The organism is Neisseria sicca (genome assembly GCF_017753665.1).
Classification (GTDB): domain Bacteria; phylum Pseudomonadota; class Gammaproteobacteria; order Burkholderiales; family Neisseriaceae; genus Neisseria; species Neisseria flava.
In genome coordinates this window covers 548285-565842 of record NZ_CP072524.1, presented here as the reverse complement: position 1 = coordinate 565842, position 17558 = coordinate 548285, and the positions used below count along the sequence as shown (strand labels likewise).

Here is a 17558-nt window from a genome sequence, read left to right as displayed (position 1 = left end):
ATCGGGGTTATTGTCTTGATTGGTGCATATCATAATAAAAATAAGCCCGCCCCTCAAGTATCGGGGCGGTTAGGGACTGTTAAATCGGCTTGCCGCGCCTGTTTCAGAACAAAAAGGTCGTCTGAAAGCATTCGACAAAAACAGAAATCTGTGTGCTTATTCCTCTTTGCCATCCTGCCAAAATCCGCTGACTGCATCCATATGGCGGTAGGAAGTCAAATCGATTTGCAGCGGTGTAACCGTGATAAAGCCTGATTCACATTCCCCGAAATCCGTACCTTGCTCCCGGTCGGAAATATCGCCGACGGGGCCTATCCAATAAATAGACTCACCGCGGGGATTCTTCATCGGGATAACGCTTTGCTCATGATGCCGCCGCCCCAACCGCGTTGTTTTGATACCTTGCACCGCATCCGGCGGTACGGCGGGAATATTGATGTTCCAAAGGACAGGCGTTTTAGGCGGATTTTTCAACAACCGCTCCAATATCATCCAAGCGGCCTGTTCCGCCGTCTGCCAATAACGCCCCCGCGTATCGTTCAAAGACAACGCAACGGCAGGAATGCCCATCAGGAAGGCTTCGGTCGCTGCGGCAACCGTTCCCGAATAAAGCGTATCATCTCCCATGTTCGCACCATTATTGATGCCTGAAAGGACCAAATCGGGTTTAAAATCCGAAAGCACATGACAACCCACATGAATACAGTCGGTGGGCGTACCGTCAACATAATAAAACCCGTTTGCCGCCTGCTTCATTTGCAAAGGGCGGTCGAGCGTCAAAGAATTGCTGACGCCGCTTCGGTCGCGTTCTGGGGCAACGATGCGGACATTGGCAAACTCCGCCGCTACCCTCGCCAAAATGGCTATGCCCTGCGAAGAGTACCCGTCGTCATTGGAAATCAAGATATTCATTGTTATAGCTCTCTGAAAAGGGATGCTATTGTATCGTCCCCATACTGCGGCCGTCTATCCGAAACACTCATGAAAAAAAGGTCGTCTGAAACCAAATTTAGTTTCAGACGACCTTTTGTTTTTTCGCATTACAGATTTTTCAAGCGCGCAATGCGGTTATCCAAAGAAGGGTGCGTACTCAGCAGGGAATCTTTGGCATCGCTGGCAATACCCATCGCATTCATCTGCTCGGGCAAATCACTCGTGCTGCCTTTCAAACGTTGCAGCGCGGCAATCATTTTATGCGCACCGACCAACTTGGCGGCACCCGCATCCGCACGGTATTCGCGCTGACGGCTGAACCACATGACGATAATACTTGCCAAAAAGCCGAACACAATCTGCAACACCATGCTCACCATAAAATATGTGCCTTGGGAAGTGCTGCCGTCGTTATTGCGGGCAATCATGCCGGAAACGACGCGTGCCAAGAAAACCACAAACGTATTGACGACACCCTGTATCAGCGTCAACGTAACCATATCACCGTTGCCGACGTGCGCCATCTCGTGCGCCAAAACCGCTTCGACCTCGTCCCGGGTCATATGATCGAGAAGGCCGGTACTGACGGCGACTAAAGAGCTGTTGCGTGTCGCGCCGGTTGCAAAAGCATTCGGTTCGGGAGAATGATAAATCGCCACTTCGGGGGTTTTAAGACTCCATTGACGGGCCTGCGCTTCAACAGTTGCCAAAAGCCATGCTTCTTCTTCGCTGCGCGGTTGAACGATAACCTCCGCACCCACCGAGTTTTTAGCGATGGTTTTGGACATGAGCAAAGAAATAATCGAACCGGTAAAGCCGACGACGGCAGAATACACCAGCAGGCTGCCGACTTGGTCCGTACTGTTGATACCGAGGACTGCCAAAACAATCCGGATGACGACTAAAACCGCGATATTGGTTACGAGAAACAGAAAGACACGTTTCACCAGTGTTCCTTTAAATTTGTTTGTTATGTAAAAAATGAATTCTTCAAATACCTTGCAAAAGGCAATGTATTTTCTCAAAAAGTCTCGCCTACCGAAACACCTTATTGGGAAAAGGTATGCAAATCCAAATACACTTTTGGTTACCCACTCGCAATATTATGCTGTCAAACGTCATCCAGCGTTCAGTTGCACTGCCCCACTGCCGCCGGATAAACCGATACCTGCGTCTGCGTCAGGGCAAACAGGTTTTCAAGCTGCGTTTGCGCCTGGCGGTTGGCGTGATCCAAAATTTGGGCTTTGCACGCGCTGGCGAGAACTTGTTTTTTGGCTTCGTCCTGCACGGTTTTGAACACTGCCTTATCCACGGGCAAAAGGTTGAACGAGCCGGTTTGGATGTCGTACACCTCGATATTTTCCAAATCGACGCTGAGGATTTCTACGGGCGGCAGGCTGATGAGGACTTTTCCGTCCACGATATTGACGTTGTCGGCGTGAAGTTTGTCCAAATCCAAGCCCGCCAACACTTTGCCGCGCACGATAAACAGACCGCTTTGCGAGTCCTGCCACAATCTGCGCCAGTCGCCTTTTTTCTCGGTGCGGATGATGGTGTCGATGTAAAAAGCCGTGCTTTCCAAGCGGTTCATCTGCTTAATCTGCATCAAAACGCCTTCGCGCGAAATCGCTTCATGGGCGTTGTCGTTGCGGTGCTGGGCATAAAACCAGCCGCCCGCTGCTGCGACTGCGCAAAAAATAGATATTAAAATCAATCGGTAAACCATTTTCATCAGGTTAGACCCTTTTCGGTTGCGTTAAACTTATAGTGGATTAAAATTGCAATGATACGGCGTTGCCAACGCCCTTATGTACTACCCGTACACGGCGGGCGTTGCCGCCTTGTCTCATTTTTATTTTAATCCACTATAACGCCCATATTCTTTCAAATGTTCAGATTTCAAGCAAAGGTCGTCTGAAAACGCCATTTTTGTTTTTCAGACGACCTCCTGTCAAAACATTACCAAAAGGTAATGAAAATCCGCCGTTAAACACAGTTTGCCTTTTGGTAAAGACAAGACTACAATCGCCTACATCCTTTCAGCCACACCACACATCATGAACACCACCGACCTGCGCCGCCGCAACCTGCGGCAATGGATAGCGGACAAATACGGCGGCCAGCAAACCCGTTTTGCCGAAGCCATCGCCATCAACCAAGGCGAATTGTCCGCCCTTCTGAAAAACAAATCCTTCGGCGAGAAAAAAGCCCGCAAAATCGAACAGGCGGCGCAAATGCCCGCCATGTGGCTGGATCAAGAACACGCCATAGCCCAATCCGACCATCAAGAAAGACGCACCATGCCCCACATTTCCTCCATCCCCGAAATCCTCACCGACATCAAAGCCGGCAAAATGGTCATCATCACCGACGCGGAAGACCGCGAAAACGAAGGCGATTTGCTAATGGCAGCGCAGTTTGTTACCCCCGAAGCCATCAACTTCATGATCAAACACGCGCGCGGACTGGTTTGCCTGCCGATGGAAGGCAGCATGGTCGAGCGGCTCGGCCTGCCCATGATGACCCAGAAAAACGGCGCGCAATACGGTACCAACTTCACCGTTTCCATCGAAGCGGCGCAAGGCATCACCACCGGCATTTCCGCCGCCGACCGCGCCCTGACCATCCAAACCGCCGTTTCCCCGACCGCCAAACCCGAAGACATCGTCCAACCCGGTCATATTTTCCCCTTGCGTGCGCAAAAAGGCGGCGTCCTAGTACGCGCCGGACACACCGAAGCCGGCGTCGACTTGGCACAAATGAACGGGCTAATCCCCGCCGCCGTCATCTGCGAAATCATCAACGACGACGGCACCATGGCGCGTATGCCTGAACTGATGAAGTTCGCCGAAGAACACAACCTCAAAATCGGCACAATTACCGACCTTATCGAATACCGCAGCCGCACCGAAAGCCTGCTCGAAGACATGGGCAACGCCCCCGTACAAACCCCGTGGGGCGAATTCCAGCAACACGTTTACGTTGACAAACTCTCCGGCGAAACCCACCTCGCCCTCGTCAAAGGCAAGCCCACCGCCGACACCGAAACCCTCGTCCGCGTACACGAACCCTTCAGCGTCATGGACTTCATCCAAGCCAACCCGCGCCATTCCTGGTCACTGCCCAAAGCCCTTGAACGCATCCAGCAAGCCGACAGCGGCGTCGTCATCCTCCTGCATCGTACCGAAGACGGCGCCACCCTGCTCGACCGCACCCTGCCCAAAGGCGCCAATCAAGCCTACAAATGGGACAGCAAAAGCTACGGCATCGGCGCGCAAATCCTCGCCGGCCTCAACGTCGGCAAACTGCGCGTGTTAGGCCAACCCTCCGCCTTCACCGGCCTGACCGGCTTCGGCTTGGAAGTCGTCGGTTTTGAAGAAGCAGAAAACAAATAAACCGCCCGTCTGATCAAAAGGTCGTCTGAAATCCCGATTCCGGTTTTCAGACGACCTTTTGCTATAATACCCGCCAGTTTGAAAACGGAAGAAACCCATGTCCCGAATCGCCGCCCTGCCCGACCACCTCGTCAACCAAATCGCCGCCGGCGAAGTGGTCGAACGCCCCGCCAACGCCCTCAAAGAAATCGTCGAAAACAGCATAGACGCAGGCGCGACGGCGATTGAAGTCGAGCTGGCAGGCGGCGGCATCCGCCTCATCCGCGTCAGCGACAACGGCGGCGGCATCCACCCCGACGACATCGAACTCGCACTCCACCGCCACGCCACCAGCAAAATCAAAACCTTAAACGACTTGGAACACGTCGCCAGCATGGGCTTTCGCGGCGAAGGCTTGGCAAGCATCGCCTCCGTCAGCCGCCTGACCCTGACCAGCCGCCAAGACGGCAGCGCACACGCGACCCAAGTCAAAGCCGAAGACGGCAAACTCAGCAGCCCCACCGCCGCCGCCCATCCCGTCGGCACCACCATTGAAGCCGCCGAACTCTTCTTCAACACTCCCGCGCGGCGCAAGTTCCTCAAATCCGAAAACACCGAATACGCCCACTGCGCCACCATGCTCGAACGCCTCGCGCTGGCGCATCCGCACATCGCCTTCTCGCTCAAACGCGACGGCAAACAAGTGTTCAAACTCCCCGCCCAAAGCCTGCACGAACGCATAGCCGCCATCGTCGGCGAAGACTTTCAGGCGGCATCCCTAGAAATCGACAGCGGCAACGGCGCGCTGCGGCTTTACGGCGCCATCGCCAAACCCACCTTCGCCAAAGGCAAAACCGACAAACAATACTGCTTCGTCAACCACCGCTTCGTGCGCGACAAAGTCATGCTCCATGCCGTCAAACAAGCATACCGCGACGTATTGCACAACGCCCTCACCCCCGCCTTCGTCCTCTTCCTCAGCCTGCCGCCCGAAGCCGTGGACGTCAACGTACACCCCACCAAAACCGAAATCCGCTTCCGCGACAGCCAGCAGGTACACCAACTCGTGTTCCACACCCTCAACAAAGCCCTCGCCGACACCCGCGCCGACTTGACCGAAAGCGTCGGCAACGCAGGCGAAGTGTTGCACGAAATCACAGGCATCCGTCCCGCATCAACGTCGTCTGAAAACGAGCATAATCAGTTTCTCCAAAACACGACCACGTCGTCTGAAAACATTTTCGCCGCCACACCAAACACACACGTTTCCGAACCGCGCAGCGCCTTCGGTTCCGACAAAACCGCCCCCATGCCCTATCAGGCAGCACGCGCGCCTCAGCAGCGCAGCCTGTCCCTGCGCGAAAGCCGTGCCGCCCTCAACACCTACGCCGAACTCTTCAAAAACACCGCAGCCGATGAAGCAGACATCGAGTTGGCACAATTCGAACAAGCCCGCTTCGGCAGCACATCCGCCACGTCGTCTGAAATCCCCGCACGCAGCTTTTCAGACGACCCCAAACCCGAACTGCCGCCGCTCGGCTTCGCCATCGCCCAACTATTAGGCATCTACATCCTCGCCCAAGCCGAAGACAGCCTGCTGCTCATCGACATGCACGCCGCCGCCGAGCGCGTCAACTACGAAAAAATGAAACGCCAGCGGCAGGAAAACGGCAACCTGCAAAGCCAACGCCTGCTCATCCCCGTTACCTTCGCCGCGTCCCACGAAGAATGCGCCGCCCTTTCTGACCACGCCGACACACTGGCAGGCTTCGGGTTGGAACTGTCCGACATGGGCGGCAACACCATCGCCGTCCGCGCCGTCCCCGCCATGCTCGGCAAAGCCGACGTCGTCTCGCTCGCCAAAGACGTATTGGGCGAACTCGCCCAAGTCGGCAGCAGCCAAACCATCGAAGAACACGAAAACCACATCCTCGCCACCATGTCCTGCCACGGCTCCGTCCGCGCCGGCCGCCAGCTCACCCTGCCCGAAATGAACGCCCTCCTGCGCGACATGGAAAACACCCCGCGCAGCAACCAATGCAACCACGGCCGCCCGACCTGGGTAAAACTGACGCTGAAAGAATTGGACGCACTGTTCTTACGCGGACAATAATGCTGATGAAAAACAAAGGTCGTCTGAAAACGGATTTAAGCTTTCAGACGACCTTTTATCTCGAATTCAATCAAAAAACCCAACCGTAGCGTGGGCTTTGCCCACGAAAACCACCGCCGATATAACTTTAAAAAACTCAAAGAAACCCTTATCCATCGTCATTCCCGCGCAGGCGGGAATCCAGACCTCGGCATTTCGGAATGATTTCAAAGCTGCCATAACTTTAAACTTCCGGATTCCTGCCTGCGCGGGAATGACGACGATAGGTTAGTCATATAGGGGCGAGAGTGAAGACAATATCCACACTTAACATTTAAACTTCCCGCCAAACAATCTCCAACCGGATAGCCACATACAATACCAAAGGTCGTCTGAAACTTCTTCAGACGACCTTTCCTTAATTAATTCTCAAACCCGACAAATCAAATACTCCACCAATGCCGGCACGCCTTCTGCCGCGCGTTTCGGAATCACTTCGACATCCGCGCCCACGCCTTGCGGATTCGGATCGACCAGATAGCGTTCTGCATCGGGCGGCGCGTAATGAATCAGCGAAGCTGCCGGATAAACCTGCATCGATGTGCCGACGATCATGACCACATCCGTATCGCGCATTTCCTCGACCGCCGCGTCAAACATCGGCACTTGCTCACCGAAAAACACGATATGCGGGCGCATCGGATTGCCTTGGCTGTCGCGCACGTCATCGGTCTGCTCGCCGGTAAATTCGATGATTTCGTCTTCATCGACGGTGCTGCGCAGTTTGTTCAGCTCGCCGTGCAGGTGCAATACTTTGCTGCTGCCCGCCTTCTCATGCAGCGCGTCCACATTCTGCGTAATGATGTGCACATCGTAATATTGCGCCAGCTTGACCAACGCCAGATGCGCGGCATTCGGCTCGGCGGCATTTGCCTGAAGCCTGCGCTGGTTGTAGAAATCGATGACGAGCTTGGGATTACGCGCCAAGGCTTCGGGCGTGCAGACATCCGTCACCTTATGCCCTTCCCACAAACCGCCCGCATCGCGGAAAGTCAGCAACCCGCTGTCGGCGCTGATTCCTGCACCGGTCAGGACAACGCATTTTTTCATTGTTCGGACTCCTTATGTCGTCTGAAACCCATATTGCCAAACGGCTCAATCGTCCGGATGGAAACGCGCGGCGGCACGCTCTTTGGCGGCGGTTTCCTTGTCTTTCAATTTCGTTCCCAGACCAAGGCGTTTTTCGTATTCCGATTGCGGCGTATCGTCATCCTGCATACCGAATGCGCTGGCGTTGACCCAAAGCGCGAGAAGCGAAACGACAAAGGCGCAAAAACCTATGATGTACCAAAACATTTGTTTTCCTGTATTTTTGATGTGCAATAACGAAGGGCGCGATAATCGGGAATGAAACGGCAGATTGGAAAGGAGTAAATTCAAATAAGAAATACCTGCCGCGGCAATCACGGTACAAATATTTTCTATTTGAAGCCACTGTCAAACAGTCAAACTGCCTACCCGCCGCCTTTCATATAGCGGTTTGTAAAGATATGAAATGTATCACAAAGCCGATGTGATATAAATTCTCCCACCTGATTCTTTCATTCGTTTACCTATTATCGGTTTAAAAGCCAAAAGGTCGTCTGAAAAGTTTTCATAACTTTTCAGACGACCTTTATCTATCCTTAAAAAACAAAACCCTTATTGGTCCACAAACGCGCGCTCAATCAGGTAGTCGCCGCGTACGCCGGTTTTCGGGGAGACGGTCAGACCGAAATCATCCAGAACTTTGCAGGTGTCTTTCAGCATGGCAGGGCTGCCGCACAGCATGGCGCGGTCGTCTTGCGGGTTGATTTTGGGCAGGCCGATGTCTTCAAACAGTTTGCCGCTTACCATCAGGTCGGTCAGGCGGCCGTGGTGTTCGTAGTCTTCGCGGGAAACGATCGGGTAGTAAATCAGTTTTTCTTTAACCAAGTCGCCGAGGTATTCGTGTTCGGGCAATTCTTTGGTGAAGCGGTCGTAGTACGCCAAATCTTTTTTGTAGCGCACGCCGTGTACGAGGATGATTTTTTCAAATTGCTCGTAAATTTCGGGGTCTTTGGTGATGCTCAAGAAGGGGGCGATGCCGGTACCGGTGCTCAACAGGTAAAGGTGTTTGCCCGGATTCAGGTCGCCGGCAACCAAGGTTCCGGTCGGTTTTTTGCTGATTAACACGTCGTCGCCGACTTTGAGGTGTTGCAGGCGGCTGGTCAGGGGGCCGTCTTGGACTTTAATGCTGAAAAATTCGAGGTGTTCTTCCCAGTTGGCGGAGGCAACGCTGTATGCGCGCATCAGCGGCTTGCCGTCCACCATCAATCCGACCATGACGAATTGGCCGTTTTCGAAGCGCAACGATTCGTCGCGGGTGCAGGTAAAGGTGAAATACGCATCCGTCCAGTGGTGTACGGACAATACTTTTTGGGTATTGAATGCTGCCATTTGAGTTTCCTGTCGGTAAATCCGTCTGAACACGCGGGTCGGGCGGATGATGGTTTAAAAGGGTTTTCAGACGACCTCTCTCGCCTGTGAATAGATAATGCCGAATTAGAGCAAACGCGCAATTTTAAACGAAAATATTTATCATCACAATGCTTGCTGTCTGGCAGAGGTCGTCTGAAACTTTTCAGACGACCTCTCGGTCAACGCATTACTTGTCTAAGGTTTCACGGATGATTTCTTTAACGGCGGCTGCATTGTTCGGCACGACTCGGACGCGCTGCGGCAGGTTTTCCAAACCTTCCAGCGCGGCGGGGCGCGGAATGGCGACATCGCCGACGGCTTCGCGTATGGTCGCATCGAATTTCGCTGCCAACGCGGTTTCCAAACACACAACCGTCTCCCCTTCTTCGCGCACTTCGCGGGCAACTTTTACGCCGTCGGCAGTGTGCGGGTCGATGAGTTCTTTATCTTGCTCATAAACCTGCTTGATGGTGGCGAGGCGATCGGCGTGGGTGGATTTGCCGGAGGTAAAACCGTATTTGCCGCCGACTTTTTCCAAGGCAAACTGCAAGTCAAAGCCCTTGCCCGCCGCCACTTCCGCCCACAGCGTATTGATTTCCTGAGGATCGCGATCCATCAGGTCGAACACAAAACGCTCGAAGTTGGACGCTTTGGAAATGTCCATAGACGGGCTGGAGGTAACATAAGTATGCTCGCTGTTGCGCGGGCGGTATGCGCCGGTTTTGAAAAACTCGTCCAACACATCGTTTTCATTGGTCGCGACAATCAGGCGGCGGATAGGCAAGCCCATTTGTTTGGCGATGTGTCCCGCGCAAACGTTGCCGAAGTTGCCGCTCGGTACGCAAAAGCTGACCTGCTCGTCATTGCTTTGCGTCGCCTTGAAATAGCCCGCAAAGTAATAAACCACTTGCGCGACGATGCGTCCCCAGTTGATCGAATTGACCGTACCGATATGGTATTTTTCCTTGAACGCGGCATCGTTTTGCACCGCCTTCACAATGTCCTGACAGTCGTCAAACATCCCCTTCACGGCGATATTGTGGATATTCTCGTCTTGCAGGCTGTACATCTGCGCACGTTGGAACGCGCTCATTTTGCCGTCGGGCGACAGCATAAATACATTCACGCCCTTTTTGCCGCGCAACGCATATTCCGCAGCCGAACCCGTATCGCCGCTGGTCGCGCCCAAGATATTGAGTTCCCTGCCTTTTTTGTTCAACACATATTCAAACGCGTTGCCCAAAAACTGCATCGCCATATCCTTAAACGCCAGCGTCGGACCGTTGGACAAGGCTTGGATTTTGATGCCGTCGGACAAAGTACGCACAGGCGTGATTTCCTTAGAGCCGAACGCCGCTTCCGTATAAGTACGATTCACAATATCGCGCAAATCGTCCGCCGGAATATCCGTAACAAACAGGCTCATCACCTCAAACGCCAGCTCCGGATAACTCAAACCGCGCCACTTGTCCAAAGTCTCGCGGCTGACCTGCGGATAACGCTCCGGCAGCATCAAACCGCCGTCGGGCGCAAGCCCCATCAACAAAACCTCGCTAAACGGTTTATGCGCCGTCTCGCCGCGCGTACTGATATATTTCATGATTTCTTCTCTATAAAAACAAAAATATTGCCGATCAAAATAAGAAACCCGCCTGCGAACCATCCCGCAAGCCGCCCTATCCCGACCTTAATCCACTATAAACTTTCAGACGACCCCGATACACAGAGGTCGTCTGAAAAACATTATCTATACAAACGCTTGAAACAAGCATTGACGGTTTTCACCGTTACCGACGCAATCGCCCGATCGCGCGAAGAAGGATTCAAAACATCCATCAACTCTTGCGCAGACACCTGATTCGGCGCTTCCTCGCTCGCGCAGCCGCAGATTTTGTCTTCCCACTCGCGCTGTTTGTCCGCGCTCATCGTCAGCGCAATCAAACGCCACTCATTGCGCTTGTTCAATTCCGAACGGCATTGATGATCGACCGCCATTTTCACCACGCTGCCGCCGATACCCGTACCGCCGCCCAAACCGCCGAACGCCGAGTCAGAATCATAAGCGCAACCGCCCAACAACGCCGCCACAGAAGCAACGGCAACAATCTTTTTCATATTCATAGCCATCTCTTGCCGCAAGGTCGTCTGAAACGCCCCGCAAAGTCTTTAAACAAACGCGTATTATACCGTAAGCAGTGTGAGATGGGGGATTGGGGAGAGTCGGGGTATAATCCGTTTTTTTTTGGGAAAATAGAGGATTGATCAATGGCTAACTCAAACGAAAACACGCAAAACCCTAAAGACGATCAAGAGAAAACGACTGACGAAGGTATTCAAAAGCATTCAGAGCATACCGCTGAAAATAAACAGCCTGAATCAAAAGACAATGCACAGAAAAAAGATGAATCTACATGCTTATGTCAATTTTTTAAAAAGATTGCAGAATGGATATGCGCAAGAAAAAATAAAAACTCAAATAATGCAGATGAAAATGCCGCAAAAAACGATGATGCTGCAAAACAGGAAGAAATGAAACAAGCTGATACAGTTGAGCAAACAAAAGAGCAAAGAAAACTGTCTGATTATTTAGGAAACAGCAACAAATTAGAAAGCATTAGCAAATTATTGGGAATTTCGGCAGTATTTGGCACATTATTAGGAGGAACTATTACATATATTTATCTTAAAAGTATAGGGCAATTAAGCATTTTCCCTGAGTTGGCAACTAATGCTTCTAGCTTTATAACTATTAGTATTTGGTTTGGATTTCAGGCACTATTAATTTATTTAGTTTTTTTATCACTAATCTTACATCATTAATAATTATTAACAGTAATCTTGAAAAATATGAAAAAATTATAATTTTACTTCTCTGCGGAACAATTATTGGAGCAATTATTTTATTTATTGTACTTATATTAGCACCTTTATCCTCAAACGATCTTATACTTATAGGTTTATTTGTTCTCTATATTGCATGCATTTTTATATTATCTTTTATATTAAAAAATAAAAAATATGAAAAAATTATTTATTTTTTAATTAATTTTTGCGCATTAAATATTTTAATATTTTTAATTTTACTTAGCAATAAAATAGGCATACTATCTTTTTTCCATTTCATAGAACAAAACAAGATTCCTCATGGTACTTATTACACAACAACTTCCAACAAAACAATGGCTCTCAAGAAACCAACGGCATTGATAAAAATGACTTACTTAAATTAAAACAAAAATTCAAATGTTCTGCCCTTCCAGAAGAAGTAAGAAAAAAGAGGAAAATTACCTGTTCTCCTGAAACACGCAATAATGCACTATTCGGCTACATGGCTTGGAATTTAGGTGATACCAAAGTTTTCTGTCCGCCAACTGTTGACAATACCCTAACTGTTGATGACACCAAAACAGAAGAAGAACAACAAAAAGAAAGAAACAGAAAAAAAGAACAATTAGGTAAAGAATGTATCGTCATCAGCGGAAAAGCCCTGCAAATCATGCCGGAAAATTATCTTAGCACCGATACCGATGACAATGACGACAATAATCCTGACAATACCGGTCATGACAATCCTGCAATTGATATTAATACTGACGTTAGATTCAAAAATGACCTTAACGCCCAATCCAATGCCGGCTTGAATAATTTCAATGTCCAACCTATCCTGCCGATACAATCCAATGCAAAAAATATGTCAATCCAGATTAATTACGGCAGCTGTAATCATGATTCGCCAAGAAACAAGGATGGTCATCCTGATATAGGATACACGGACAAAAAAATCTGCCAGTAAGTTATGGCAAACCCATGCCGTCATTCCCGCGCAGGCGGGAATCCATCTTTGACGAAAAGCAAAGCCATAAAAATCAATCAACTGAAATTCACAATCGGATTCCCGCCTGCGCGGGAATTACGGTTGTGATGTATCCTGTCTTTATTGTTCCCTTTACCATCCGTCCGTTTTCAGACGACCTGCTATAATCCACGTCGTCTGAAAACCCTTTTCACGGAAACCGCCATGTCCGACCTTTTTACCCGCCAACCTGATGCGCCGCTTGCCGAACGCCTGCGCCCGCATACGCTTGATGATGTTATCGGGCAGCAGCATTTAATCGGCGAAGGCAAGCCGCTGCGCGTGGCGGTGGAAGGCGGGAAGCCGCATTCTATGTTGCTGTGGGGGCCGCCGGGTGTGGGCAAGACGACGTTGGCGCGGATTTTGGCGCAGAGTTTCAATGCCCAGTTTCTGCCTGTTTCCGCTGTGTTTTCCGGCGTGAAGGACATACGCGAGGCAATCGATAAGGCTGAAATCGCTTTGCAGCAGGGACGCGCGACGATTTTGTTCGTCGATGAAGTCCACCGTTTCAACAAGGCGCAGCAGGACGCGTTTTTGCCGCATGTCGAAAGCGGTTTGCTGACCTTTATCGGCGCGACTACGGAAAACCCCTCGTTTGAAGTCAATCCCGCGCTGTTGAGCCGCGCGCAGGTGTATGTTTTGCAATCCTTGTCTTCAGACGACCTCAAAAAGCTGATTGCCAAAGTCTTGGCGTTGCCCGAATACCGGGATTTCACGATTGAAGCCGATGCGCAAGAGCTGCTCGTCAATACCGCCGACGGCGATGCGCGCAGATTGTTGAATTTATTGGAACAACTTTTACGCGCCGCTGACACACGTCGTCTGAAAACTCTGACCGCCGAATTTCTCGCTGACAGCTTGGGCGCGCAAATCCGCCGTTTCGACAAAGGAGGCGAGAGTTTCTACAACCAAATCTCCGCCCTGCACAAATCCGTGCGCGGTTCGCATCCGAACGCCGCGCTGTATTGGTTCTGCCGTATGCTCGACGGCGGCACCGACCCACGCTACCTCGCCCGCCGCATCGTGCGCATGGCGTGGGAGGACATCGGGCTTGCCGACCCGCGCGCCTTCCAAATCGCCAACGATGCCGCCGCCACCTTCGAACGCTTAGGCTCACCCGAAGGCGAACTCGCGCTGGCGCAAGCCGTGCTGTACCTTGCCGCCGCCGCCAAATCCAACGCGGGCTACAAGGCATACAACCAAATGCGCCGCTTCGTCAAAGAAAACGCCAGCGACGAAGTACCCGTCCACCTGCGCAACGCCCCGACCAAATTGATGAAGGAATTGGGCTACGGACGCGAATACCGCTACGCCCACGACGAACCGAACGCCTACGCCGCCGGCGAAAGCTATATGCCCGACGGCTTGGACGAACCGGACTTCTACCAACCCGTCCCGCGCGGGCTGGAAATCAAAATCGGCGAAAAGCTGGAATGGTTGAAATCGCTGGATGAAGAGGCGTTGAATAAGCAGAAGTAAATGGCATGGATAAGGTTTCAGACGAACCCAAACGTCGTCTGAAAATCCAATCATCGAAAAGAAAAACCGGATTTCCATCAAAGGAATCCGGTTTGTTTTATTCCAAACTTAGAAATTCATTCTGATGCCTACGCGGACGGAGCGTACCGGCAGCGGGGCGATGTATTTAAATAAAAAAGAAACGTTTTCAGACGACCTCTTTTTATACAACCCCCTTATTTCCGCATCTCAACCAACATCCGACACACAACCAATCCCGCTGCCGCCAAGATTGCAGCGGCAAAGCCAATGTTGGACATACCTGCCCACACGGTAACGTAATGCCCCAAAAGCGCGCCGCCACCAATGCCGACGTTATATAGGCCGGAGTAAATCGAGTTGGCAACATCGGTCGCATCCGAGGCAAAGTCCAATACTTTGGATACCATGCCGAGGCTCAGGACGACAATGGCGATACCCCAGACAAACACCAGCGCGTAAACGGCTATCGGGTAAGCGGCAAGGGGAAGCAGGCAGAGCGTCGCAACCAAGATGACGGATACCGAGGTGAGCAGGAATGCGCGTTGGTGTTTGGCAAACCATTTGCCGAACAGATACGACGCGGCAAATCCCGCTAGCCCGTACAGGCTCAAAACGATGGTCACTTGTTCGGGCGCGAAGCCGCCGGCTTGCAGGATGAAGGGTTCGATATAGCTGTATGCCGTAAAGTGGGCGGTAATCAGGAGGACGGTCAGCGCGTAGAGCAGCATGAGGTTTTTGCGCTTGAGCAATCCGGGCAGGCTTTTGAGCGAACCTGTGTTTACGCTGGGCAGCAGCGGCAGGTTTTTCGCCAATATGCCCATGACTGCTGCTGCGCAAAGTCCGATAAGCAAAAAGCTGAACTGCCAGCTTGAATGTTGCCCGATAACTCGCCCCAGCGGGATGCCCGCTACCATCGCCATAACCGTACCCGTACTGAGCAGCCCCAAAGCCTGATTGCCTTTGCCTTGCGGCGCAACGCGCACTGCCAGCGAGGCGGTAATCGACCAAAACACGGCGTGCGTCAGGGCGATGCCGATGCGGCTGACGAGCAGGATTTCGAAACTTCGGGCGAAATAGGAAACGATGTGGCTGATGGTAAAGAACGCGAAGAGGACGAGTAGCAGCTTTCGGCGTTCGATGTTTTTCGTTGCCAGCATCAGCGGTAACGACAGCAGTGCGACGATCCACGCATACACGGTAATCATGATACCGACTTCGGTCGGCGGCATATTGAAGGTCGCGCCGATGTCGCTCAATAGGGCAATCGGGATATATTCGGTGGTGTTGAAAATGAATGCGCCAACTGCCAGGGCGATGACGCTTAGCCATTGCTTGTTTGTGTTTGCTGACATTGGGGTTTCCCTTTTTATATTTGTCTTCAAAAATTTATCGATTTTGTAATTATACTACTTTCAGATGACCTTCCTACTGCGACGACACAAAATTCCGCCCTAGACGCTCCCGCATCATCGGCATACAATCTTTGCATGAACACCAAACGCCCCAAGCTCTCCCATTTTGCCCATATTTACGGCATGAACGGGCAATTCATCCTGTTGGAACAGCATTCCGAGTGGATGCCGGTCAACGATGCCGACTACGACAATGCGCCTGCATTGCCGGAGGGGTTCGTGTTTGCGGATGAAGCGTTCTATACGACCGACGGCAGCGTGCCGCCGCTCATCCTGCCCGACAACATCAAAATCTTCAACGAAGAAGCGCGCAAACTCGAACGCCGCAGGCTCGATGCGCTGGCTTTGGAAGAGTTGGGCAAAAACCTCGCCGCCGCCCAAGCCGAGACCGACCTCGAAGCCCTGCTTGAAAAAATCGAATTTCATTTGAAACAAGATAATCTGTTCAAATAAAACTTTTCAGACGACCCTCCAAGCAGCAAAGGTGTCGTCTGAAAGATAAAATCGTTGACAATCCAAACCGATTTGGTACATTGTTCAACACTTATCAATCCCCGTTTCCCAACCGACAAAGGAGTCGAGAAGATGTTTTCAAAAAGCGTCAACCTAGCCCAATATGATCCGGAGCTGGCAGCCGCCATTGCCCAAGAAGACCAACGCCAGCAAGACCACGTCGAACTGATTGCTTCCGAAAACTACGTCAGTTGCGCCGTGATGGAGGCACAAGGTTCGCAATTGACCAACAAATACGCCGAAGGCTACCCCGGCAAACGCTACTACGGCGGCTGCGAATACGTCGATATCGTCGAACAGCTGGCAATCGACCGCGTCAAAGAACTCTTCGGTGCAGAATACGCCAACGTCCAACCCCATTCCGGCTCCCAAGCCAATCAAGCCGTGTACGCCTCCGTCCTCAAACCCGGCGACACCATCCTCGGCATGAGCCTCGCCCACGGCGGACACCTGACCCACGGTGCCAGCGTCAACATTTCCGGCAAACTCTACAACGCCATTACCTACGGCTTGGATGAAAACGAAGTCCTCGATTACGCCGAAGTCGAACGCCTCGCGCTCGAACACAAACCCAAAATGATCGTTGCCGGCGCATCTGCCTACGCACTGCAAATCGACTGGGCGAAATTCCGCGAAATCGCCGACAAAGTCGGTGCCTACCTCTTTGTCGATATGGCGCACTACGCAGGTCTGATTGCCGGCGGCGAATACCCCAACCCCGTCCCATTCTGCGACTTCGTGACCACCACCACCCACAAAACCCTGCGCGGCCCGCGCGGCGGCGTGATTTTGTGCCGCGACAACACGCATGAAAAAGCGTTGAACTCTTCCATCTTCCCAAGCCTGCAAGGCGGCCCGCTGATGCACGTCATCGCCGCCAAAGCCGTTGCGTTCAAAGAAGCCCTGCAACCCGAGTTCAAAGAATACGCGAAACAGGTGAAAATCAACGCCGCAGCGATGGCGGAAGAATTGGTCAAACGCGGTTTGCGCATCGTTTCCGGCCGCACCGAAAGCCACGTTTTCCTCGTTGACCTGCAACCGATGAAAATCACCGGCAAAGCCGCCGAAGCCGCATTGGGCAAAGCAAACATCACCGTCAACAAAAACGCCATTCCGAATGACCCGGAAAAACCGTTCGTTACCTCCGGTATCCGCATCGGCTCCGCCGCCATGACCACGCGCGGCTTTAACGAAGCCGACGCCCGAGTCCTCGCCAACCTCGTTGCCGATGTTTTGGCAAATCCTGAAGACGAAGCGAATTTGGCAAACGTCCGCAAACAAATCACCGCGCTTTGCGACAAATATCCCGTTTACGGCGCGTAATCGGCTTGCCCGTTTAAGCATCTTGTCACACGGAAAGGTCGTCTGAAAATCTTGAAAAA

Annotated in this window: 17 protein-coding genes; 7 read left to right on the top strand and 10 right to left on the bottom strand. The window is 51.9% G+C overall.

Annotation, left to right across the window (positions count from 1 at the left end):
- Positions 1–156: 156 nt before the first annotated feature.
- The 3 genes from surE to J7445_RS02675 all read right to left on the bottom strand — a co-directional run bounded on the left by surE (position 157) and on the right by J7445_RS02675 (position 2665).
- A complete protein-coding gene (gene surE, locus J7445_RS02685; protein WP_070655358.1) occupies positions 157–912 on the bottom strand; it encodes a 5'/3'-nucleotidase SurE in 756 nt (251 codons plus the stop codon).
- Positions 913–1040: 128 nt separating this feature from the next.
- Positions 1041–1880, bottom strand: coding sequence for a protease HtpX (gene htpX / locus J7445_RS02680; protein ID WP_070655356.1), 840 nt, complete (start codon positions 1878–1880; stop codon positions 1041–1043).
- 182 nt (positions 1881–2062) lie between these two features.
- On the bottom strand, positions 2063–2665 hold the full coding sequence (locus tag J7445_RS02675) for a DUF4230 domain-containing protein (protein ID WP_039405574.1): 603 nt from the start codon (positions 2663–2665) through the stop codon (positions 2063–2065).
- Positions 2666–2990: 325 nt separating this feature from the next.
- On the opposite strand from J7445_RS02675, the gene ribBA reads away from it, so the two are divergent.
- Together ribBA and mutL are read left to right on the top strand one after the other, a co-directional pair.
- Positions 2991–4328 carry a bifunctional 3,4-dihydroxy-2-butanone-4-phosphate synthase/GTP cyclohydrolase II gene (gene ribBA, locus J7445_RS02670; RefSeq protein WP_049227530.1) on the top strand — a complete coding sequence of 446 codons (1338 nt, stop codon included), beginning with the start codon at positions 2991–2993 and terminating at the stop codon, positions 4326–4328.
- 97 nt (positions 4329–4425) lie between these two features.
- Positions 4426–6420, top strand: coding sequence for a DNA mismatch repair endonuclease MutL (gene mutL / locus J7445_RS02665; protein WP_070655350.1), 1995 nt, complete (start codon positions 4426–4428; stop codon positions 6418–6420).
- Between the two features lie 66 nt (positions 6421–6486).
- Here mutL and J7445_RS02660 read toward each other — a convergent pair whose 3' ends face one another.
- The 6 genes from J7445_RS02660 to J7445_RS02635 all read right to left on the bottom strand — a co-directional run bounded on the left by J7445_RS02660 (position 6487) and on the right by J7445_RS02635 (position 11019).
- Positions 6487–6639 (bottom strand): hypothetical protein, encoded by a 153-nt coding sequence (locus J7445_RS02660; protein WP_209283125.1) that lies wholly within the window; start codon positions 6637–6639, stop codon positions 6487–6489.
- 189 nt (positions 6640–6828) lie between these two features.
- Positions 6829–7509, bottom strand: a complete 681-nt coding sequence (locus tag J7445_RS02655; RefSeq protein ID WP_070655348.1) for an SIR2 family NAD-dependent protein deacylase — start codon at positions 7507–7509, stop codon at positions 6829–6831.
- 45 nt (positions 7510–7554) lie between these two features.
- Complete coding sequence (locus tag J7445_RS02650; protein WP_003742720.1) at positions 7555–7755, bottom strand: hypothetical protein; 201 nt, start codon at positions 7753–7755, stop codon at positions 7555–7557.
- A 345-nt stretch (positions 7756–8100) separates the two neighbouring features.
- The gene (locus tag J7445_RS02645; protein WP_003756710.1) at positions 8101–8877 is read right to left on the bottom strand and encodes a ferredoxin--NADP reductase; all 777 of its coding nucleotides are present in this window, start codon (positions 8875–8877) and stop codon (positions 8101–8103) included.
- A 208-nt stretch (positions 8878–9085) separates the two neighbouring features.
- Positions 9086–10498, bottom strand: coding sequence for a threonine synthase (thrC, locus tag J7445_RS02640; RefSeq protein WP_070655346.1), 1413 nt, complete (start codon positions 10496–10498; stop codon positions 9086–9088).
- A 143-nt stretch (positions 10499–10641) separates the two neighbouring features.
- Complete coding sequence (locus J7445_RS02635) at positions 10642–11019, bottom strand: hypothetical protein (protein WP_082156077.1); 378 nt, start codon at positions 11017–11019, stop codon at positions 10642–10644.
- Between the two features lie 144 nt (positions 11020–11163).
- On the opposite strand from J7445_RS02635, the gene J7445_RS02630 reads away from it, so the two are divergent.
- The 3 genes from J7445_RS02630 to J7445_RS02620 all read left to right on the top strand — a co-directional run bounded on the left by J7445_RS02630 (position 11164) and on the right by J7445_RS02620 (position 14230).
- Positions 11164–11718: a hypothetical protein gene (locus tag J7445_RS02630; RefSeq protein WP_209283124.1), complete on the top strand. Its 555-nt coding sequence runs from the start codon at positions 11164–11166 to the stop codon at positions 11716–11718.
- 508 nt (positions 11719–12226) lie between these two features.
- Entirely contained in the window at positions 12227–12691 is a 465-nt protein-coding gene (locus J7445_RS02625) for a hypothetical protein (RefSeq protein ID WP_070655343.1), read from the top strand.
- A 225-nt stretch (positions 12692–12916) separates the two neighbouring features.
- Positions 12917–14230, top strand: coding sequence for a replication-associated recombination protein A (locus J7445_RS02620; RefSeq protein WP_003742707.1), 1314 nt, complete (start codon positions 12917–12919; stop codon positions 14228–14230).
- Between the two features lie 215 nt (positions 14231–14445).
- On the opposite strand, the gene J7445_RS02615 is transcribed toward J7445_RS02620, so the two are convergent.
- Positions 14446–15603 (bottom strand): sugar transporter, encoded by a 1158-nt coding sequence (locus J7445_RS02615; protein WP_070540613.1) that lies wholly within the window; start codon positions 15601–15603, stop codon positions 14446–14448.
- A gap of 135 nt (positions 15604–15738) precedes the next feature.
- Here J7445_RS02615 and J7445_RS02610 point away from each other — a divergent pair, with 135 nt between their 5' ends.
- Both J7445_RS02610 and glyA read left to right on the top strand, forming a co-directional pair.
- Positions 15739–16116, top strand: a complete 378-nt coding sequence (locus J7445_RS02610) for a hypothetical protein (protein ID WP_070540610.1) — start codon at positions 15739–15741, stop codon at positions 16114–16116.
- Positions 16117–16248: 132 nt separating this feature from the next.
- Positions 16249–17499: a serine hydroxymethyltransferase gene (gene glyA / locus J7445_RS02605; RefSeq protein WP_070540608.1), complete on the top strand. Its 1251-nt coding sequence runs from the start codon at positions 16249–16251 to the stop codon at positions 17497–17499.
- Positions 17500–17558 lie beyond the last annotated feature (59 nt).